We start from the raw sequence: 19,395 nt of genomic DNA, 5'->3' as shown, positions 1-19,395 counted from the left end.
AGGCCTGCTGTGGCTGCTGAGGCGGCCCGGTCGGGACACCCTGTCGTCGTCCCAGTCTGCAACAGCGCCAGGATGGGCACATGTCCAGCCCCGTCGCCCCGTCGTCCTCCAGCGCGCCCTCCGCCGGGTCGGGCCGCGTCGCCGTCGTCACCGGCGCCTCCAGCGGCATCGGTGCCGCGACCGCGGAGCGGCTGGCGGCCGACGGGTTCTCCGTCGTGCTGGCCGCCCGCCGCATCGACCGGCTGACCGAGCTCGCGGAGCGGATCGGCGGCCGGGCGGTGCAGCTGGACGTGACCGATCCCACCTCCGTCGCCGCCCTCGCCGACGGGCTCGGCCGGGTCGACGTGCTGGTGAACAACGCCGGCGGCGCGTTCGACAGCAACCCGGTCGCCGACGCCGACCTGGAGTCCTGGGAGCGCACCTACGACGTCAACGTGCTGGGGACGGTGCGGGTGACCAAGGCGCTGCTGCCGGCGCTGCGGGCCTCGGGCGCCGGCGACCTGGTGTTCGTCGGCTCGACGGCCGGGCTGATCAGCTACGAGGGCGGGGCGAGCTACACCGCGGCCAAGCACGGGGTGCACACGCTGGCCGAGACGTTGCGACTGGAGCTCGTGGCCGAGCCGGTGCGGGTGGTCGAGATCGCGCCGGGGATGGTCAAGACCGAGGAGTTCTCGCTCAACCGCACGAAGTCGCAGGAGAAGGCCGACGCCGTCTACCGCGGGGTGCGCGAGCCGCTGGTCGCCGCCGACGTCGCCGACTGCATCGCCTGGGCGGTCACCCGTCCGCACCACGTGAACGTCGACCTGCTCGTCGTCCGGCCCCGCGCCCAGGCCGCCCAGCACAAGGTGCACCGCGAGGAGTAGGCCGCCGATGCCCCGGACGATCCCTTTGATCGAGACGTTCCCGTCCGACATGATCGGCCCGTGCGCGGTCTCCCACTGACGATCCGCCCGGCCGTCCCCGCCGACCACGACGCGGTGCAGGCGCTGGCCGGCGAGCTCACCGCCGGGATCGCGACGTGGCGACCCACGGACGGCGCGACCGCCGCGGCGGCGAGCTGGGTGGCCGACGCCTGCCGGGCCGCCGCCGACGACGATCACCTGCTGCTGGCCGCGACCAGCGCCGAGGAGGGCGTGCTCGGGTTCGCCGGGGCGAGCGCGCGGCGGCACTTCAGCGGCGAACGCGAGGTCTACCTGGGTGAGCTGGTGGTCGCGCCCGGCGCTCGCCGCCGAGGCGTCGGCACCCTGCTGGTCGCCGCGGTCGAGGCATGGGCGCGCTCCCGCGGGCTGCACCGGGTCACCCTCGACACCGGCAGCGCCAACCACTCGGCGCGAGAGCTGTACGCCCGGCTCGGCTACGCCGAGGAGCAGGTCACGCTCTCCCGGGCACTGTCCTAGTCCGCGGTCCGGTGCAGGACGTCGTAGGCGCGGGCCACCCGCGCCGGGTCGGCGGCGGTGCCGCTCTTCTCGAACAGCGCCTGCGCGTCGGCGACCTCGGCCTCGGTGGCGCTCCCGGAGTTCAGCACCCGGGAGATCAGCCCGCTCAGCGCGGCGTCGGCCTCCACGCGCGCCATCCACCCGGTCAGCTGGGCGGGGGCGGCCGGCATGGGGGCCGGGGTGCGCAGCGCGTCGTAGAGGGCGCCCAGCTGCAGGGACTCGGCCGGGTTCACGGGCGCACCGCGGTCGGCTCGGGCACGAGGGTGACGCCGAACTGCTCCCGCACCGCAGCGACCACCCGGTCGGCGAAGGCCATCAGCTCCGTTGCGGTGGCGCCGGGCTCGGTGGTCAGCGCCAGGCTGTGCCGCGACGACGTCCCGACCCGGCCCGCGCGGGTGCCCCGGCCGTAGCCGGAGTGCTGCACCAGCCAGGCGGCACTCAGCTTCACCTGCGCGGCGCCGTCGGCGCCGATCCCGGCCGGCCAGGACGGGCACTCGGGCACCGCGGTGCCGACCGGCACGACCGGGTTGGTGAAGAACGAGCCGGCGCTGCGCGAGTCGGGGTCGGCCGGGTCCCAGACCATCCCCTTGCCGCGGCGCAGGGCCAGCACGGCGTCCCGTACCGCGGCCAGCGGCGCGGTGTCCCCCAGGTCGACGCCCAGCGCCTTGGCCAGCTCCGCATAGCTGACCGGGCTCGACTGCCCCGAGGACCGCAGCAGGAAGGTCACCGAGAGGACCACGTACGCGCCGGGCTGCTGCTTGAGCCGGCTGTCCCGGTAGGCGAAGCCCAGTTCGGCGGGGAGGAACACCCGCTCGGCCCCGGCGGACCGGTCGTACACCCGCACCGAGGTGATCAGCGCCGCGACCTCCTGGCCGTAGGCGCCGACGTTCTGCACCGGGGTGGCGCCGGTCGAGCCGGGGATGCCGGACAGCGCCTCCATCCCGGCCAGCTGCTGGGCCACGGTGTGCGCGACCAGGTCGTCCCAGGGCTCACCGGCCTCCACCTCGAGCTCGACGCCGTCAGCGGTGTCGGTGCGGGAGATGCCCCGGGTGCGCACCAGCACCACGTCGCCGGGCCAGCCGGTGTCCGGGGCCACGATGTTCGAGCCGCCGCCGAGCACCAGCAGCGGGCGGGCGGCGTCGTCGGCGTCCCGGACGGCGGCCACCAGCTCGTCGCGGCCGGTGACCTCGACCAACCGCTCGATCGGACCGCCGACCCCGAGGGTCGTCAGGTCCGCCAGCCGGGCGTCATGGCGTACCTGCACGCCACCACCGTAATCGGCGCCACGACTAACCTCGTGCACCGTGAGCGACCACACCCAGCGTGCGTCGCTGCCACCCGTCCGCAAGGCCCCCCGGCTGGCGGCGGGCCGCGCCCGCGCCCTCGGGCTGCCGACCCGGGGCACCACGAACGCCAACCGGCTCCGTCGGGTCGACCGCTGGCTGGTGGCCACCCAGGTGGCCCGGCTGCGTGACGCCGCCCGGCCGCTGGTCGTCGACCTCGGCTACGGCGCGTCGGCGGTGACCACGCTGGAGCTGGTCGACCGGCTCGCCCCCGAGGTCAACCGGCTCGAGGTGGTCGGCCTGGAGATCGACCCCGAGCGGGTGGCCGCCGTGGCCGACGACCGCGACCCGCCGCGGGTGGACTTCCGGCTCGGCGGCTTCGAGCTGGCCGGCCTGCGCCCGGTGCTGGTGCGGGCGTTCAACGTGCTGCGTCAGTACGACGAGGAGTCCGCCGGCCGGGCCTGGGACACGATGCGCGCCGCGCTGGCACCCGGGGGCCTGCTGGTCGAGGGCACCTGCGACGAGTGGGGACGACGGGCGACCTGGGTGGCCCTGGACCAGGACGGCCCGCTCACCCTGACCCTGGCCGCCCGGGTGTCGGACCTGGAGCGCCCCTCCGACCTGGCGGAACGGCTGCCCAAGGCGCTGATCCACCACAACGTGCCCGGGCAGCCGGTGCACGCCTTCCTCACCGCCTTCGACACCGCCTGGGCCTCGGCGGCCGGGCTGTCGACGTTCGGCCCGCGACAGCGCTGGGCCGCCGCGGTCGGGGCGCTCGCCGACGACGGCTGGCCGCTGGTGGCCCCGGCCCGGCGGTGGAAGCACGGCGAGGTCAGCGTCCGCTGGTCGGCGGTCGCGCCGACCTGACCCGCCCCGTGCGGCACCATGACGGGGTGCCCGCCCCCCTGCTCGCTCCCGACGAGCTGCACGACCGGTGCATCACCGCCGTCGTGCAGGGCGGCGAGCGGATCGGGGTGCTCGCCCAGGAGCTGGACGCCGGGCGCACCCCGGCCGCCGGTGGGCTGCAGACCGAGGTGCCGTGGGTGGCCGGCTGGACGGCCCGCGACCTGATCGCCCACCTCGGTGCCGTGCACCGCTGGGTCACCGGGATCCTGCGGGCCGGGCACACCCGCCCCCCGGGCTCCTACGACGGCATCGCCCCGCCGCACGACGACCTGCACGGCTGGTACGCCCTGGGCCTCACCGAGCTGGTCGCCACGCTGCGCACCACCGACCCCGACGCGCCCGCCTGGCACATGAGCCCAGCTGCCGGCCGCACCGCGCGCGACTGGGCCCGGCGGCAGGCGCACGAGCACACCGTCCACCGGCAGGACCTGGAGGCGGCCGCGTCCCTGGACCACGCCCCCGTCGACCCGGTGCTGGCCGGTGACGGGGTCGACGAGCTGCTGGCCGTCGTCCTCCCCCGCTGGCAGCACACCGCCCCGCTGGTCACCGCCCAGGCGTCCGTCGGTGTCACCGCGACCGACCTGGACCGCGGCTGGACCGTGGAGGTGGCCGACGGCGCCGTCCGGTGCACCGACGGCGCGACCGCGTCCGCCGACGCCCAGCTGTCCGGGACGGCGCCCCAGCTGCTCCTGCACCTGTGGGGCCGCCCGGCCCCGGTGACCGTGCACGGCGACCGGGCCGCCGAGGCCCTGCTGCGGGGCCGCTGACCGTGGGCCGACGCGACCGCGGGCACCTCACCGCACTCCCGGGCGCTACCGAGGTGGGAGGCGGGACGGCGGAGCTGCTGGCCGACGCCGACCGGGACGGCTCCTGGCAGCTGCTGGTCAACGGCACCCCGCAGTCGCACGTCGACCTGACCGACCCCACGTACCTGGAGTTCGAGTACGTGCGGCGGATGGGCCACGTGCTCGACCTGGTCGCCGAACCCGGCCGATCGCTGGACGTGGTGCACCTGGGCGGGGGCGCGCTGACGCTGCCCCGCTACGTGGCGGTGACCCGCCCCGGGTCCGCGCAGCGGGTGATGGAGCTCGACGAGGCGCTCACCGAGCTGGTGCGCCGCGAGCTGCCGCTGCCCCGGAACGCCCGCGTCCGGGTCCGGGGGATCGACGCCCGGACCGGGCTTGCCGCGCTGCCCGACGCCAGCGCCGACGTCGTCCTGGTCGACGTCTTCGCCGGGGCCCGGACCCCCGCCCACCTGACCACGGTGGAGTTCGCCACCGACGTGGCCCGGGTGCTGCGCCCCGGCGGCACCACGGCGTGGAACGTCTCCGACGGCCCGCCGCTGCGCTTCGCCCGCGCCGAGGCCGCGACCCTGCGGGCCGTCTTCGGCCACGTCGCCCTGCTCGCCGAGCCCGGCACACTGCGCGGGCGCCGGTTCGGCAACACCGTGGCGGTCGCGTCCGCAGCTGAGCTGCCGATCGCCGGGCTCACCCGCCGGTGCGCCGGCGACCCGATGCCCTCCCGGGTGGTCAGCGGCGCGGAGCTGGACCGCTTCGTCGGGCAGGCCGTACCGGTGAGCGACGCCGTGGCCGAGCCCTCGCCCCCGCCGCCGGCCGGCATCTTCGACTGAGCGCCTGAGGGGGGTGCACCTGCCCGGCCCCCGGCCTAGGGTCGGGCCATGACCGCTCCCGCATCACGACGGCTCACCCGCGACACCCAGCACAAGGTCATCGCCGGGGTGTGCGCCGGCCTGGCCCGCCGCCTCGGCCTCTCCCGCAACGGCCTGCGGTTGGCGTTCGTCGTCTCCTGCGTGCTCCCGGGCCCGCAGTTCATCGCCTACGTCGCACTGTGGGTCGTCATGCCCCGCGACGACCGGCGCTGACCGCCCGGTCCGGGGGCGGCGAGCTCACCAGCTGGAGTTGCCCCGGGGCAGGCCGCGCACCGTGGGGCGCACGTCGACCAGGTAGACGACGGCGGCGATCACGGCCGGCAGGCCCAGGAAGCTGAGCGGCCCCTGCCAGAGCAGGACCAGCGTCGCGATGCCGGTGATCGCCATCCAGCCGGGCTTGCTCAGCTTCCCGGCCGCGACGAACGCGGCGGCCGGTCGGATGATCGCGTCGATGAAGGCCCACACCGCGAGGGCGAGGGTCGCGTAGAAGACGACGAGGTTGATGAGCCCGTCGATGCCAGCCATGTCAGCAGGATAGGCGCGCCGGGCGTCGCGGCGGCGCCTCGACCCTCGCGGCACCCGCCGGCCCTGACCCCTCGGGGTGACAGCACTGCGCCCCGACACCCGCAGTGCGGGCGCCGGGGCGCGGTGCTCAGCGCTGTGTCAGCTGGTGGCGTCGGTGCTCTTCGCCGGGACGGCCAGCGGGTCGGGCAGCGTGGTGCCCTCGGACATCACCGGGGCGACGGTCGCCGGAGTGGCCTTGGTGGTGCGCTTGGCGGCCGCCTTCTTGGCCGGGGCCTTCTTCGCCGGGGCGGCGGTCTCCCGGGCGCTGCGCTTGGCCGAGTCGGCGACCTCCTGGGTCTCCTGCTGCGCGGCGTCGACGGCCTTGTCGGTGCGCGACTTGGCCTTCTGCGCGACCGAGGTGACCTCGTCGGAGGCCTTGCCGACGGTCTCGCCGGTCTCCTCCAGCACGTCCTCGACGGTGTCCTCGACGGCGTCGACGGCCCGCTCGGTACGGGCCACGACCTTGCGGAACACCGGCTGGGTGCGGAGCTCGTCGACGACCTTCTCGCCGCGACCGGCCAGCTCCTCGATCGCGCCGAGCGCCTGGGTGCGGGCGCCCTCCACGAGGCCGGTGACGGTGCCGAGCACGGTCTCCGGGCGGACGGTGGTGGCGACCCCGCGGGCCTGCTCGGCGCGGACCCGGGCCTCGGCCGCCGCCTGGGCGGCGCGGGTGCGGGCGGCCTCGACGCGGCTGCGTGCCTCCTTGCCGGCCAGGTCGGCCTGCACCTGGGCCTCGCCGGGCAGCGCCTCGGCGCGGGTGCGGAACGTGCCCACGACGGTGCGAGCACGGTCGACCGCGACGTCGCCGGCGCCGAGCGCGGCCAGCAGGCCGGTACGGACGAAGGTCTCGCCCTGCTGCTTGAGGGTCTGGTTCTTCAGGGTGTCGGTGCGGCTCATGCCGTCTCCTCCTGGGGAGTGGGGGTGGGTGCGGTGGTGGTGGGAGCGGCCGCCTGCTCACGGGCCAGGTGTGCGGCGTGCTCCCGGGTGTAGGTCTCGTACAGCTCCAGGAGCACGGCCTTGTGCCGCTCGGAGAGCGCCTCGTCGGCGCGCAGGGCGGCCACGGTGCCGGCCGTGCCGGACCGCCGGTCGAGGATCCCGGCCTGCTCGTAGAGCGTCTCCGCGGAGATCTTCAGGCCGCGGGCGATCTGCGCCAGGATCTCGGCGGAGGGCTTGCGCAGCCCGCGCTCGACCTGGGACAGGTAGGGGTTGCTGACACCGGCCCGGCGGGACAGCTCGCGCAGTGACACCTGGGCGGCGTTGCGCTGGCTGCGGATGAACTCGCCCACCGAGGAGCTGACGGTGGTGTTCACCGTCGAGGCCTCGGCGGCCGCGGTCGCCACGCTCTCGCGGACCGCGGTCACCTGCTCCCGGACGAACTCCGTGGGTCGCTGCACAAACCCACGGTAACCCAATGTGCTAGCTGCTGCAAGCAGGCTGCTAGCGGCTCGCCTCACCGAGGACCGCGGCCGCCCGGACCTCGCCCACCACGCCCTCGCCGCCGGTCACCGGCGTGACCAGCCACCGGGCCAGCGTCTCGGCCGGCACCCCCAGCCGCTGCAGCCCCGCAGCCAGCGCCGGCGCCCGGCCGCGGTCCCCGCCGTCGTCCAGCTTCAACGCGACCGCCCCGGCCCCCGGCAGCGCCGCGACGTGCACCCCGTCGGCCCCGCCCTTCACCAGCAGACCGTCCACCGCCTGCATCAGCTCGGTGTCCTCCCGGCCGGTGCCGGCCACCAGCCACGGGTGCGCGCGCATCGCGTCGGCGACCCGACGCCCCGGCGTCCCGGGCTCGGCCTGCACCAGCGAGAGGACGCCGCGGGCCAGCCCGGTCAACGAGATCGCGTGCTGCGGCGCACCGCACCCGTCGACCACGACCGCCGCGACCGGCTCCCCCGCGGCCTCGCCCAGCCGGGCCTCGATCGCCTGCTGGAGCGGGTGCTCGCGGTCCAGGTACCCGGCGGTCGGCCAGCCGGCCGCCGCACAGGCGGCCAGCATCGCCGCGTGCTTGCCCGAGCAGTTCATCGCCAGCCGCTCCGGCGCCCGGCCGGCCACCAGCCACTCCGCCCGGGTGCGCTCGTGCTGCGGCAGCGCCGGCGGGCAGCCCAGGTCGTCCGGGCCCAGCCCGGCGGCGGCGAGCAGCTCGCCGGCCAGCGCGCGGTGCTCGTCCTCACCGCTGTGCGAGGCGGCCGCGAGGGCCAGTTCCCGGTCGTCCCGCGGCTGCCAGCCCGCCTGCAGGTACGTGGTGGCCTGCACCGGCTTGTTCGACGAGCGCGGCAGCACCGGCCGGGTGACATCGCCGACCTCCAGCAGCGGTGCGCCGTCGGCACCGAGCACGACCAGCGCCCCCCGGTGCACCGACTCGAGCACGTCGACCCCGAGGCCGGCGCGCCACACCTCGACCAGGACGGGCTCGTCGGCCCACTGGCTCAGGTGGTCACCCATCAGGCGCGGTGCCGGGACTCGTCGGCCAGCAGCTGCGCCACGTCGGCCAGGCCCTCGCGGTAGCGGCGGGCCAGCTCACCGGCGACGGTGTCCATCACCTGCTGCACGCCGCGGCGCCGCTCGGACAGCGTCCGCTCCCCCTCACCCAGCGCCCGGGCGGCCTGCTCCAGCTGGTCGTCGGGCAGGGACGGGACGTCGGACAGGTCGACCCCCGGCGCCAACCCGTTCACCCAGGTCTCGAACTGCTCCGGGGACGTCGGCTGGACGGTCTGGTGCCGCCCGAGCCCGTGCGCGGGGCCACGGCCCTTCTCCGCGAGGATCTCCGGCAGCAGGTCGACCAGGGAGCGCCCGTCGTGCTCGGCCCGGCGCTGCAGCTCACGACGGACGATGTCCAGCCGGCCCTGGAGCAGCCGCCGGGTGTAGGAGAGGTTGACCTCCTCCTGCTCGGCGCGGTGCCGCAGCGCGCGGACCTCGGTCATCGGCAGCTCCTCGACCCCGTCCAGGAAGGACGGGTCGAGCAGCTCGTCGACGCCGGCGCCGCCGGCGGGAGAGGGGACAGTCATCGGGAGACCTCCGCAGTGGTGGGGACGCGCGTGATGCCCAGCAGCTGCCGGGCCTCGGTCGGGGTGAGCGGCGGGCGCTGGGCGATCCGGGCGAGCCCGGCCGCGCGGGCGACCAGCTGGGCGTTGTCGCGCACCGACTCGCCGGGGGCATAGGTCAGCGTGTCCTCCATGCCGACCCGCAGGTGGCCGCCGGCCGACAGCGCGGCCAGCATCACCGGCAGCGAGGTGCGGCCGACGCCGGTGGCGGCGAAGGTGGCCCCGGGCGGGAGGAACGGCAGGCAGGCGGCCAGCGCCGCCGTCGTCCCGGGCATCCCGCCGGGCACCCCCATCACCAGGTCGACGTGCACGTGCCCGCCGGCGGGCGGCCCGTGCCGGTCGAGCAACCGGGAGAGGGTCGCCAGCTGGCCCAGGTCGAACACCTCGTACTCGGGCACGATCCCGCGCTGCTGCATCCGGGTGTGCAGCTCGACGATGAGGTCCCAGGGGTTGTAGAAGACGTCCCGGCCGAAGTTGACCGTGCCCAGGGAGAGCGAGGCGGCGTCCGGCTCGGCGTCCAGCACCGCCAGCCGCGCCTCGGCCGGGTCGGTGACCGCGCCGCCGGTCGAGAGCTGCACGACCAGGTCGGTGGCCTCCCGGACCGCGGCGACGACCTCGCGGACCCGGGGCAGGTCCAGCGTCGGCCGGGTGTCGGTGCCGCGCACGTGCAGGTGCAGCACGGCGGCGCCGACGGCCCGGCAGTCGCGGGCGGTGGCGACCACCTCGTCGACGGTGACCGGCAGCGCCGGGACGTCGGCCTTGACCGACTCGGCGCCGGTCGGTGCCAGGGTCAGCAGGGTGCCCTGGACGCCGACCGGAGTGCTCACCGGCCGATCGTCGCAGACCGGACGGCGCGCACGCGGTCGCGGGCCGCCGCCCGGGTGTCGTCCAGCGCCGCCGGGGCGTCGTCGGGGTCGATGACGGCGACCGCCTCCCCGACCCGCAGGTCGGCGTCGGGTGCCACGGACTGCTTGACCAGCGCCAGCCCGATCACGCCCAGCTCGTGATGGCGCACCACGCTGCCCACCCGGCCGACCTCACGCGTGCCTGCGGTGACCGGGGTGCCCGGCGCGGGGAGCACCTCGCTCATCCCGTCCAGGTGCAGCAGCACCTGACGGCGCGGCGGGCGGCCGAGGTTGTGCACCCGGGCGACCGTCTCCTGCCCGCGGTAGCAGCCCTTCTCCAGGTGGACGGCGCTGTCCAGCCAGACCAGCTCATTGGGGATGGTGCGGTGGTCGGAGTCGATCCCGGCGCGCGGGCGGCGGGCCTCGACCCGCAGCGCCTCGTAGGCGTCCAGGCCGGCGAGCACCGCACCGGCGGACAGCAGGGCGTCGGCCCGCGCGGCCACCTCGGCCCGCGGCAGCAGCAGGTCGACGACCGCCGCCGTCCCGTCGCCGATCGCCGGCATCCGGCGCACCCAGCCGCCGTCCGCCAACGGCGCCACTTCGTGCACCTCGGACGGCACCGGCCAGCCGGCTGCGGTGAGCACCGCGTCGCCCTGCGGCCCGACCAGGCTGAGCAGGGCCCAGCCCGCGGTGCGCAGCTCCGGCTCGACCCGCAGCATGAACCGCATCTTCTGCAGCCAGGCGGTCAGCGCCGCACCGGTGCCCGGTTCGACGTCGACCCAGGTGGTGCCGGCCAGCTCGGCCAGCACGGCGTGGTGCTCCACCCGGCCGTTCGGGTCCAGGAACAGCGCCTCGGTGCCGGTGCCGTCGGGCATCGCGCGCAGGTGCTGCGAGGTGAGGTCGTGCAGCCAGCTCAGCCGGTCGGGGCCGGGGACGGCGACGACGTCCCGGTCGCTGCGGTCGACCAGGCCGGCCCCCTCGGCGAGCCGGCGCTGCTCGGGCAGGGGCTCGCCGTAGTGGGCCGCGACCGAGCCACCCCCCTCGACGTCGAGGGCGACGGCACCGGGGCGCTGCAACAGGGGGGAGTTCATGCGTTCTCCTTCTCCGCGCAGGCTCGACAGGTGCCGGACAGCGCCACGTGGCCCACGTCCAGGGTGAAACCCAGCTGGGCGCTCAGACGTTCCGCAGCAGTGTCGAGCAGCTCCGGCTCGACCGAGTGGATCTCGCCGCACGACTGGCAGACGACGTGCAGGTGCGGGTGCTGGGCGGCGTGGTAGATCGGTGCGCCCTTGCCCAGGTGGGTGTGCCAGACCAGGCCGAGCCGTTCGAGCAGCTCCAGGGTGCGGTAGACCGTCGAGGTGTCCGGGGCCGCGCCGTCCGGGCCGGCCTCGGCCCGCAGCCGGGCGCCGATCTCCTCCGGGGTGCCGTGCTCCAGCGCCGCGACGGCCGCCAGCACCCGCTGTCGCTGGCTGGTCAGCCGCAGGCCGCGGGCCCGCAGCTCGGCGGCCAACGGGGGCGCGCTCTCCGGTCCGGACACGGTGCCGAGCCTAGTTCGCCGATGCGGCAGGGTGGACGTCGTGACGAGCGCGCGGGTCGTGGTCTGGCGGAACGGGACGGCGACGGCGGTGGCGCCGGACGAGCCGGTGGTGACCGGGTTCGACCTGGGGCTCGGCCGGGGTGACGGCGTCTTCGAGTCGGTGCTGGTCACCGGCGGGACGACCCCGCACCTGGACGCCCACCTGACCCGGTTGCGCCGCTCGGCGTCGATCATGGAGCTCGCCCACCCCGGGGACGACGCCGTCCGGGCCGTGGTGGCGGCCGGGGTCGCCGACTGGCCGGCCGAGGTCGAGGGGGCCTGCCGGGTGCTGCTCACCCGCGGCCTCGGCGACGACGGGCCGCCGACGCTGCTCGCCCTGCTGGCCCCGGTGCCGGCCGAGACCCTGCGGCAGCGGGAACAGGGCATCGCCGTGGTCAGCCTCCCCCTCGGCGTGCCCGCCGACGTGCGCGCCACCGCCCCGTGGCTGCTGGGCGGGGCGAAGACGCTCTCCTACGCGGTGAACATGGCGGCCCTGCGGCACGCGCACGCCGTCGGCGCCGACGACGTCGTGTTCACCTCGGTGGAGGGCCGGCTGCTGGAGGGCCCGACCTCCACCGTCGTCTGGGCCGCCGGTGGCCGGCTGCACACCCCGCCGGTGGACACCGGGATCCTGGCCGGGACGACCCAGGCCCGGCTGTTCGACCGGGCCGGGGCCGCCGGGTGGCCGACCACCGTCACCCCGGGGTCGGTCGAGGACATGCGGTCGGCCGACGCCGTCTGGCTGCTGTCCGGGATCCGCGGCGCCGCGACGGTCACCCGGCTGGACGACGTGCCCCATGGGGACGCCGGGTTGTCCCGACGGGTGCGCGAGCTGCTGGCCCGGTAACCTCGATCGAGGTGCGCCGGGAAGTCTGGTCGGCAACTCTCTTCCCGACCCTGCACAACGGAGCCGCCACGTGACCACACCCACCCGCCTGTTCAGCCGGGGGTCCTACCCGGAGGCCACGCGGATCGCCGCGATCCTCCGCAAGGAGACCATCGGCGGGGCGCTCCTGCTGGTGGGCACGGTGATCGCCCTGGTCTGGGCGAACTCGCCCTGGGCGGAGTCCTACGAGGCGCTGCGCGACACCCGGGTGGGCCCCGAGTCGCTGCACCTGGACCTCACCCTCGGCACCTGGGCGGCCGACGGGCTGCTGGCGATCTTCTTCTTCGTGGTCGGGCTCGAGCTCAAGCGGGAGTTCGTCGCCGGCGACCTCCGTGACCCTCGGCGGGCAGCCCTGCCGGTCGCCGCAGCCGTCGGCGGCATGGTGGTCCCCGCCGTCCTGTTCGTGCTGGTGAACCTGGGCACCGGCGACGGCGCACTGCGCGGCTGGGCCATCCCGACGGCCACCGACATCGCCTTCGCCCTCGCCGTCCTCGCGGTGATCAGCACCCACCTGCCCACCGCGCTGCGCACGTTCCTGCTGACCCTGGCCGTGGTCGACGACCTGCTGGCCATCACGGTGATCGCGATCTTCTACACCTCCGAGCTGGCGGTCACGCCACTGCTGCTGTCGCTGCTCCCGCTCGCCGTCTTCGGGTTCCTGGTGCAGAAGCGGATCCGCTCCTGGTGGCTGCTCATCCCCCTCGCGGTCATCACCTGGGTGCTGATGCACGAGTCCGGGGTGCACGCCACCGTCGCCGGGGTGCTGCTCGCCTTCACCGTGCCGGTCGTCCGCAGCCAGGCCGCCGGCGGCCCGGACGCGGGCCCCGGCCTGGCCGAGCACCTCGAGCACCGGATCCGCCCGATCTCCGCCGGGTTCGCCGTCCCGGTGTTCGCCTTCTTCGCCGCCGGCGTCACCATCGGCGGCTTCTCCGGCCTGGTCGAGTCGCTGTCGGACCCGGTCGCCATCGGCATCGTGGTGGGCCTGGTGGCCGGCAAGACGCTCGGCATCACCGGCGCCACCTGGCTGGTGTCCCGCTTCACCCGCGCCGAGCTGGACGAGTCGCTGGGCTGGCCCGACGTCATCGGCCTGTCCATGCTCGCCGGCATCGGGTTCACGGTCTCCCTGCTCATCGGCGCACTCGCCTACGGCGAGGGCTCGCTGCGCGACGAGCACGTGAAGGTCGGCGTCCTGGTCGGCACCGTGACGGCGGCCGTGCTGGCCTCGATCCTGCTCAAGACGCGCGACCGCCGCTACCGCCGGATCGCCGCGGTCGAGACGGAGGACCGCGACCGGGACGGCGTGCCCGACGTCTACCAGACCGAGGACGGCCAGCAGATCCGCACCGTGGACGACAAGGCGACCCACGACCCGGACTGGGAGGGCACGCCCCCGCCCGGGCGGACGGCCGGCCCGTCGTCCGACACCTGAGAAAAGGTCGTTGCCGAGCCCTCCTCCGCGTCGTACCGTCGTGGCACACGAGAGAGGAGGTGGTCCCGAAGTTGATGACTTACAGGACACGTGAGGTGGCTGTCCGCTAGCCGCCGTCCAGATGGGCCGCCCGTTCAGAGCCTGTGGAAGACCCACAGCACCTGAGCGACGGCACTCCCGCCCGTCCGTCGATGGCGGCAGGCGAGAACCGGACAGTCACCCGACCCCCGGGCTGCCGACGTTGTCCAGTCGGCCCGTGAGCCGCTCCCCACCACGGTGGGTACAGCGCCACGGAGCAGCCCGGGGGTTGTCCGTTGTCTGGGGGGAGGAGTCGGGCGTGCAGTTCACCGGTCGCTCCGTCGCCCTGGACACCTCGGCCGGCATCTGGCTCGCCGAGTCCGCCGCGTCCGCCACGCCGGCGACCGTGGCCGCGCTGGTCCCCTCTTCCTTCGAGGCCGTGGCCCGGGTCTTCCACCCGGCCGTGCGGTACGTGGGGGACGACGACGTCGAGGTCCCCTGGGCCTCCGTCGCAGCCGCCAACGGCACCACCGTGCACCCGCTGATGCAGTGGGGCTCGGTCACCGGCGCGATGGAGTACTTCGAGAACGACGACCAGTCGCCGCTGTGGCACGGTGCCCCCGCCCGCGGTCACCTCCCCGCCCCGGTCGCCGAACGCCTGGTCGCGGTGCTCTCCCGCTGGACGACCACCCCCGACGTCTGCTGGTTCGCCGTGGCCCAGGGCGGCGCCGTCATCACCGACCACCCGACGCTGAGCCTGCCCGACCGCGAGTACTGGCTGATCAACGGGCCGATCGAGCTGGCCGCACAGAACATGGCCGCCGAGCCGTTCGAGCAGAGCGCCAACCTGTGGTGGCCGGCCGACCGCGCCTGGTGCGTGGTGACCGACATCGACCTGGTCAGCACCTACGTGGGGGGCAGCGCCGCCTGCATCGCCGAGCTGTTCGCCGTCGACGGCCTGGAGGTCGTCCCCGCGGCGCCCGGCCAACGCACCACCTGGGACGCCGACCAGGTCAACCCGACCCCACCCGACGCCCCCGACAGCTGACGCCCCAGGCCCCCGACCGCCGGTAGGGCCAAAGTCGCGATCTTGGCCCTACCGGCTCCAGTCGCCACCACAATGGCCATCTTGGTGGCGGCAGGGCGTCAGAGCTGGGCGAGTTCGGCGGCCAGGTCGTCGAGGCCGAGGCTGCCCTGGGAGAGCGCGGCCATGTGCCAGGCCTTCAGGTCGAAGTCGGCGCCCCGCGCCTGCTGGGCCGCCTCCCGGCCGGCCAGCCAGGCCCGCTCCCCCAGCTTGTAGCTGATCGCCTGCCCGGGCATGCCGAGGTAGCGGACCAGCTCGCTGTCCAGGAAGTCGGCGTCCCGGCCGCAGTTCTCCCCGAAGAAGGCCCGCGCCAGCTCCGGCGTCCACGGCTCCCCCCGGTGCGCGGCGACGGCGCCCTCGGCGTCGTCGGGGATCGGCAGCTCCAGGTGCATGCCGATGTCGACCACGACCCGGACGGCGCGCATCTGCTGCGCGTCCAGGTAGCCCAGCCGGGCCCCGGGGTCGGTCAGGAAGCCGAGCTCGTCCATCAGCCGCTCGGCGTAGAGCGCCCAGCCCTCGACGTTGGCCCCGACCGACCCCAGCGAGGTCTGGTAGGACGACAGGTCGCCGGAGACGTAGGCCCACTGCGCGAGCTGCAGGTGATGACCGGGGACGCCCTCGTGGTACCAGGTCGAGACCAGGTCCCACAGCGGGAAGCGCTCCCGACCCAGCGTCGGCAGCCAGGTGCGGCCGGGACGGGAGAAGTCCTGGGTCGGCCGGGTGTAGTACGGCGCCGCGGCGCTCCCCGGCGGGGCGATCATCGCCTCCACCCGGCGCACCGGGCCGGCGATGTCGAAGTGCACCCCGTCAAGGACCTCGATCGCGGAGTCCATCATCGCCTGCAGCCGCTGCCGGACCGGCTCCACGCCCTCGACGGCCTCGCCGTGCTCGGCGAGCCAGCGCATCGCCTCCATCGGGGTGGCCCCCGGGAGCACCTTCTCGGCCTCGAGGCGCTGCTCGGCCAGGATCCGCTGGTGCTCGGCCCAGCCCCAGGCGTAGGCCTCCTCCAGGCCGGTGCCGGTGCCGAGGTCCGAGCCGTTCCACGAGCGGGCGAACCGGGCGTACCGCTCCCGGCCGACCGCGTCGGGGGTGCCCTCGGCCTGCGGAGCGTAGGTGTCCCGGAGGAAGTCGCGGACGGCGGCGACCGCGGCGTCGGCCGCAGCAGCTGCGGCGTCCAGCTCGGCGCGCACCTCGTCGGGGCCGGCCGCGACCAGCCCGGCGAAGTACGGGCCGGCCAGCCACTCGTCGAGCTGCCCGACGACGGTGTGCACCTGGCGGGGCGCGGCGAACAGGCCCTGCGCGGCCCCGGCGCTCAGCGACTCGCGGTAACCGCGGTAGGCCGCCGGCACCCGGGCGAGCCGACGGGCCAGCACCGCCCAGTCCTCCGGGGTCCGGGTCGGCATCATCGAGAAGACCTGCCGGATGGAGTGCACCGGGGAGAAGAGGTTGGACACCGCCCGCAGGTCCTCGCCGGCCTCGTGCAGGTCCAGCGCAGCCGTGAGCCGCTCCCGCAGCAGCCGCGCGCAGCGGCGCTCCACCGGGTCGTCGTCCAGGGACGGGTCCGCGGCCAGCACGCGGTCCAGCTCGGCGAGCGTGGCCCGGATCAGCTCGGCCTCGGCGGCCAGCCCGGTCGGGCTGGTGTCGGGCAGCCGGTCGTCACCGGGGCGGGTGCCCAGCTGGGTGGCGACGATCGGGTCCAGGTCGCAGACCGCGTCGACGTAGCGGTCGGCGACCTGACGGGGGGTGGTGGCGGGCTGCGTCACGGGGTTCAGCGGATCCTCTCCAGGCGGGCGGACATGGTGGGGCGCAGCGGCTGGTCGCCTGCCGCCCGGTCGACGGCGTAGAGCAGGGCGCCGTCGACGATGCCGTAGAGCCGCTTGGCCCGGCTGGTGTCGGGGTGGTCGGGGGTACGGGCCAGCACGTCGCTGTCGAGCTCCCAGCTGGTCGTCGTCCGGGCCGTGCCGACGTAGATCTCGACCAGGCCGGCCGGGGAGCTCACCAGCAGCTCGACCTCCTCCTCGCCGCGGGGCCGCCAGAAGCCGGACTCCCGCTGCTCCGGGCCGGCCACCTGGCCGTCGTCGGACAGCCGCCAGGTGCGCGACTCGTAGCTGAGGAAGTCGCGCCCGTCGTGGGCGAACCGGACCCACTGCCCGAAGCGGTGGTCGCCGCCGGTGCCGGCGGCCTGACCCTCCCCGTGCCACTCGCCCAGCAGTGGCAGCACCGACAGCAGCTCGTGGGCCACCTCGGGCCCCTCGCGGACGTCGACGGTGTCCGGGACCGGCAGCTCGGTCGGACCGGCGACCGGCCCGGTCGGCAGGCCGGGCGGGACGGGGGCGCTCATCGTGCGCGCCCCGGACGCTCGGCGCGGGCGACCCGCCACGCCGAGGCGGCGAAGCCCAGCGCGACCAGTGCGACGAGGGTGATGAGCACCCAGGCGGAGAACAGACCCATGCCGCCACGGTATCCGCGCCGCCCGTCCCGGACTGCGGTGCCCCGGGTCGGACCGGCACACCTGTCGCGGTGGTCGCCCGGACGACGTCGTCCCAGGGTGTGGGCCGCAGGCCGAACGTCTCGGTCGTCTCGGTCGCGTCGAGGACGAACGGGGCGTCCACTGGTGCCGGATCTCCACGACCTCCCGCATCACCGGCGCGGCGAGCCCGACCGCCCGGAGCACCGGCCACGGCACGCCGCTCACCCAGGCCCGCCTGCCCCGACGCAGGGTCGCCAGCTGGCGCAGCAGGTGCGACTGGGCCGGTGGCACCCCTGCTCGGCTTCTGACCAGGGCCGTTCACGCGCGTGCGCCGACCTGGCCGTCGCGTGGTGGTCCGCCGCCTCGCAGACGACAGCGCCCGCCCCGGCCGGAGCCGGAGCGGGCGCTGGGGGACGCGGCCGACGTCAGTCGATGGCGAGCGTGGTCTCGTTCAGCCCGACCTCGGCGTCGATCGCGCGCTCGGCGCGGCCGACCGGCGCCAGGGTGCGCAGCGTCCAGTGCCCCGGCGCGGCGAAGAACCGGAACTCACCCTCCGGACTGGTCACCACCTCGGCGGTGAACTCGTCGGTGGCGTCCAGCAGCCGCACGTACGCGCCGGCCACCGGGGTGCCGTCGTGCCACACCGATCCCTGGATGACGGTCTGGGTGCTCAGGTCGACACCGGCCAGGCTGCCGCCCTGCTTCGGGGCTCCGCACATGTCAGCTCACTTCTCGATCGGGACGCCGACCAGCGAGCCGTACTCGACCCAGGAGCCGTCGTAGTTCTTGACGTCGGACTTGCCGAGCAGCTCGCGCAGCACGAACCAGGTGTGGCTGGAGCGCTCGCCGATGCGGCAGTAGGCGATGGTCGGCTTGCTCTCGTCGTAGCCCTGCTCGGCGTAGAGCTTGGCCAGGTCGTCGTCGCTCTTGAACGTGCCGTCCTCGTTGGCCGCCTTGCTCCACGGGATGTTCATCGCCGTGGGGACGTGCCCGCCCTTCTGCGCCTGCTCCTGCGGCAGGTGCGCCGGGGCGAGGATCTTGCCGGAGAACTCGTCGGGCGAGCGGACGTCGATGATGTTCTTGCTGCCGATCGAGGACACGACCTCGTCGCGGAAGGCGCGGATCGAGAGGTCGGGCTCGCTGGCGCGGTAGGTGGTGGCCGGGCGCTCCACGGTGTCCTTGGACAGCGGGCGGCCGTCGAGCTCCCACTTCTTGCGGCCACCGTCGATCAGCTTCACGTCGCGGTGCCCGTATAGCTTGAAGTACCAGTACGCGTAGGCGGCGAACCAGTTGTTGTTGCCGCCGTACAGCACCACGGTGTCGTCGTTGCCGATGCCGCGCGAGGAGAGCAGCGCCTCGAACGCCTCACGGCCGACGAAGTCGCGGCGCAGCGGGTCCTGCAGGTCGGTCTTCCAGTCCAGCTTTACGGCACCTTCGAGGTGGCCGCCGTCGTAGGCGCTGGTGTCCTCGTCGACCTCGACGAAGACGATGCCGGGGTCACCCAGGTGCTCCTGGGCCCAGTCGGCGGTGACGAGCACGTCGCTACGGCTCATGAGTGTGGTTCCTCCATCAGGTGGGGCGGATGGTGCGGACGTCGTGCGGTGCAGATCTGGAACGGGTGCCGATCCCGTGCGGGACCACCGAGCCGGTGTCCACCGGAACGCACATCCGGCGGGGGTCGGCCAGGGCGTGCGGAGAGCGGCGCGGGACGGGGTCTCCGGCGCGGGGGTGCGGCCTCAGCAGGCCGGACAGCGGGAGCTGCCGACGCGGCACAGGTCGACTGTGCGGCGCGAGGTCAGCAGGGGGCCCACGGCGCGAGGGTAGCGGATCATCGCCCCGACCTCACGTGAGCGGTCACCAGAGCGGCCAGCTCAGCCGGCCCCGGCGCGCCGGTGTTGCGGGCCACCACCGTCCCGGCGCCGTCCAGCCAGATCAGCGTCGGCGTGACCCGCACGTCCAGCGCCCGGACCTCGTCCAGGTGGCTCTCGGCGTCCACGTGCACGTAGGACAACCCGGGATGGGTCGACTCCAGGCGCTGCAGCCGGGCACGGGTGGCCCGGCACGGCCCACAGAAGGCCGTGGAGAACTGGACGACGGTCAGCTCCGCCTCCGCCGGACGCACGCCCAGCCCGGCGAGGGCGGCCGTGGCGTCGGTGGTGCTGGTCGTCGTGTCCACCTGAGGGGCAACGGG

The 19,395-nt window shown here is 75.1% G+C and carries 24 protein-coding genes; 9 read left to right on the top strand and 15 right to left on the bottom strand.

Going from position 1 to position 19,395, the window contains the following annotated elements; genetic code table 11:
• The first annotated feature begins 80 nt into the window (after window positions 1-80).
• Both O2V63_RS16345 and O2V63_RS16340 read left to right on the top strand, forming a co-directional pair.
• The gene (locus O2V63_RS16345) at window positions 81-863 is read left to right on the top strand and encodes an SDR family oxidoreductase (RefSeq protein ID WP_269168610.1); all 783 of its coding nucleotides are present in this window, start codon (window positions 81-83) and stop codon (window positions 861-863) included.
• A gap of 60 nt (window positions 864-923) precedes the next feature.
• On the top strand, window positions 924-1,397 hold the full coding sequence (locus O2V63_RS16340; RefSeq protein ID WP_269168609.1) for a GNAT family N-acetyltransferase: 474 nt from the start codon (window positions 924-926) through the stop codon (window positions 1,395-1,397).
• Here O2V63_RS16340 and O2V63_RS16335 read toward each other — a convergent pair.
• The gene (locus O2V63_RS16335) at window positions 1,394-1,669 is read right to left on the bottom strand and encodes a hypothetical protein (RefSeq protein WP_269168608.1); all 276 of its coding nucleotides are present in this window, start codon (window positions 1,667-1,669) and stop codon (window positions 1,394-1,396) included. The genes O2V63_RS16340 and O2V63_RS16335 overlap by 4 nt on opposite strands.
• Window positions 1,666-2,700: a UDP-N-acetylmuramate dehydrogenase gene (locus O2V63_RS16330; RefSeq protein WP_269168607.1), complete on the bottom strand. Its 1,035-nt coding sequence runs from the start codon at window positions 2,698-2,700 to the stop codon at window positions 1,666-1,668. The genes O2V63_RS16335 and O2V63_RS16330 overlap by 4 nt, the downstream gene beginning before the upstream one ends.
• Window positions 2,701-2,740: 40 nt before the next feature.
• Here O2V63_RS16330 and O2V63_RS16325 point away from each other — a divergent pair, with 40 nt between their 5' ends.
• From O2V63_RS16325 to O2V63_RS16310, 4 genes are read left to right on the top strand one after another with little or no spacing between them, the layout of a single operon-like run.
• Window positions 2,741-3,586 carry a class I SAM-dependent methyltransferase gene (locus tag O2V63_RS16325; RefSeq protein WP_269168606.1) on the top strand — a complete coding sequence of 282 codons (846 nt, stop codon included), beginning with the start codon at window positions 2,741-2,743 and terminating at the stop codon, window positions 3,584-3,586.
• 26 nt (window positions 3,587-3,612) lie between these two features.
• Window positions 3,613-4,392: a maleylpyruvate isomerase family mycothiol-dependent enzyme gene (locus O2V63_RS16320; protein WP_269168605.1), complete on the top strand. Its 780-nt coding sequence runs from the start codon at window positions 3,613-3,615 to the stop codon at window positions 4,390-4,392.
• 53 nt (window positions 4,393-4,445) lie between these two features.
• The gene (locus O2V63_RS16315; protein ID WP_269168604.1) at window positions 4,446-5,255 is read left to right on the top strand and encodes a spermidine synthase; all 810 of its coding nucleotides are present in this window, start codon (window positions 4,446-4,448) and stop codon (window positions 5,253-5,255) included.
• 48 nt (window positions 5,256-5,303) lie between these two features.
• A complete protein-coding gene (locus O2V63_RS16310) occupies window positions 5,304-5,507 on the top strand; it encodes a PspC domain-containing protein (protein ID WP_269168603.1) in 204 nt (67 codons plus the stop codon).
• A 24-nt stretch (window positions 5,508-5,531) separates the two neighbouring features.
• On the opposite strand, the gene O2V63_RS16305 is transcribed toward O2V63_RS16310, so the two are convergent.
• The 8 genes from O2V63_RS16305 to O2V63_RS16270 all read right to left on the bottom strand — a co-directional run bounded on the left by O2V63_RS16305 (window position 5,532) and on the right by O2V63_RS16270 (window position 11,278).
• Entirely contained in the window at window positions 5,532-5,819 is a 288-nt protein-coding gene (locus tag O2V63_RS16305; protein ID WP_269168602.1) for a DUF2516 family protein, read from the bottom strand.
• A 138-nt stretch (window positions 5,820-5,957) separates the two neighbouring features.
• Complete coding sequence (locus O2V63_RS16300; protein WP_269168601.1) at window positions 5,958-6,755, bottom strand: hypothetical protein; 798 nt, start codon at window positions 6,753-6,755, stop codon at window positions 5,958-5,960.
• Window positions 6,752-7,252 (bottom strand): helix-turn-helix domain-containing protein, encoded by a 501-nt coding sequence (locus O2V63_RS16295; RefSeq protein WP_269168600.1) that lies wholly within the window; start codon window positions 7,250-7,252, stop codon window positions 6,752-6,754. The genes O2V63_RS16300 and O2V63_RS16295 overlap by 4 nt, the downstream gene beginning before the upstream one ends.
• Before the next feature lie 43 nt (window positions 7,253-7,295).
• The gene (locus O2V63_RS16290; protein WP_269168599.1) at window positions 7,296-8,297 is read right to left on the bottom strand and encodes an asparaginase; all 1,002 of its coding nucleotides are present in this window, start codon (window positions 8,295-8,297) and stop codon (window positions 7,296-7,298) included.
• Window positions 8,297-8,860: an RsiG family protein gene (locus O2V63_RS16285; RefSeq protein ID WP_269168598.1), complete on the bottom strand. Its 564-nt coding sequence runs from the start codon at window positions 8,858-8,860 to the stop codon at window positions 8,297-8,299. The genes O2V63_RS16290 and O2V63_RS16285 overlap by 1 nt, the downstream gene beginning before the upstream one ends.
• Window positions 8,857-9,723: a 3-keto-5-aminohexanoate cleavage protein gene (locus O2V63_RS16280; RefSeq protein ID WP_269168597.1), complete on the bottom strand. Its 867-nt coding sequence runs from the start codon at window positions 9,721-9,723 to the stop codon at window positions 8,857-8,859. Before O2V63_RS16280 ends, O2V63_RS16285 begins: the two co-directional genes overlap by 4 nt.
• On the bottom strand, window positions 9,720-10,832 hold the full coding sequence (gene ygfZ, locus O2V63_RS16275) for a CAF17-like 4Fe-4S cluster assembly/insertion protein YgfZ (RefSeq protein WP_269168596.1): 1,113 nt from the start codon (window positions 10,830-10,832) through the stop codon (window positions 9,720-9,722). The genes O2V63_RS16280 and ygfZ overlap by 4 nt, the downstream gene beginning before the upstream one ends.
• Window positions 10,829-11,278, bottom strand: a complete 450-nt coding sequence (locus tag O2V63_RS16270; protein ID WP_269168595.1) for a Fur family transcriptional regulator — start codon at window positions 11,276-11,278, stop codon at window positions 10,829-10,831. Before O2V63_RS16270 ends, ygfZ begins: the two co-directional genes overlap by 4 nt.
• A gap of 40 nt (window positions 11,279-11,318) precedes the next feature.
• Between O2V63_RS16270 and O2V63_RS16265 the strand changes: the two genes are divergently transcribed.
• The 3 genes from O2V63_RS16265 (at window position 11,319) to O2V63_RS16255 (ending at window position 14,698) form a co-directional block, all read left to right on the top strand.
• Window positions 11,319-12,164, top strand: coding sequence for an aminotransferase class IV (locus O2V63_RS16265; protein ID WP_269168594.1), 846 nt, complete (start codon window positions 11,319-11,321; stop codon window positions 12,162-12,164).
• Between the two features lie 70 nt (window positions 12,165-12,234).
• Complete coding sequence (gene nhaA, locus O2V63_RS16260; protein WP_269168593.1) at window positions 12,235-13,632, top strand: Na+/H+ antiporter NhaA; 1,398 nt, start codon at window positions 12,235-12,237, stop codon at window positions 13,630-13,632.
• A gap of 337 nt (window positions 13,633-13,969) precedes the next feature.
• Window positions 13,970-14,698, top strand: coding sequence for a hypothetical protein (locus tag O2V63_RS16255; RefSeq protein ID WP_269168592.1), 729 nt, complete (start codon window positions 13,970-13,972; stop codon window positions 14,696-14,698).
• A gap of 98 nt (window positions 14,699-14,796) precedes the next feature.
• On the opposite strand, the gene O2V63_RS16250 is transcribed toward O2V63_RS16255, so the two are convergent.
• The 5 genes from O2V63_RS16250 to O2V63_RS16230 form a co-directional block, all read right to left on the bottom strand.
• The gene (locus tag O2V63_RS16250; protein WP_269168591.1) at window positions 14,797-16,497 is read right to left on the bottom strand and encodes a DUF885 domain-containing protein; all 1,701 of its coding nucleotides are present in this window, start codon (window positions 16,495-16,497) and stop codon (window positions 14,797-14,799) included.
• A 5-nt stretch (window positions 16,498-16,502) separates the two neighbouring features.
• A complete protein-coding gene (locus O2V63_RS16245; RefSeq protein ID WP_269168590.1) occupies window positions 16,503-17,075 on the bottom strand; it encodes an FABP family protein in 573 nt (190 codons plus the stop codon).
• A 554-nt stretch (window positions 17,076-17,629) separates the two neighbouring features.
• Window positions 17,630-17,923, bottom strand: a complete 294-nt coding sequence (locus tag O2V63_RS16240; protein WP_269168589.1) for a DUF1416 domain-containing protein — start codon at window positions 17,921-17,923, stop codon at window positions 17,630-17,632.
• A gap of 6 nt (window positions 17,924-17,929) precedes the next feature.
• Complete coding sequence (locus tag O2V63_RS16235; protein WP_269168588.1) at window positions 17,930-18,757, bottom strand: sulfurtransferase; 828 nt, start codon at window positions 18,755-18,757, stop codon at window positions 17,930-17,932.
• A gap of 275 nt (window positions 18,758-19,032) precedes the next feature.
• Window positions 19,033-19,380: a TlpA family protein disulfide reductase gene (locus O2V63_RS16230; protein WP_269168587.1), complete on the bottom strand. Its 348-nt coding sequence runs from the start codon at window positions 19,378-19,380 to the stop codon at window positions 19,033-19,035.
• Between the last annotated feature and the right edge of the window lie 15 nt (window positions 19,381-19,395).

The sequence above is a fragment of the Modestobacter sp. VKM Ac-2977 genome (assembly GCF_026968045.1).
Classification (GTDB): domain Bacteria; phylum Actinomycetota; class Actinomycetes; order Mycobacteriales; family Geodermatophilaceae; genus Modestobacter.
This window is presented reverse-complemented; position numbering and strand designations above follow the sequence as displayed.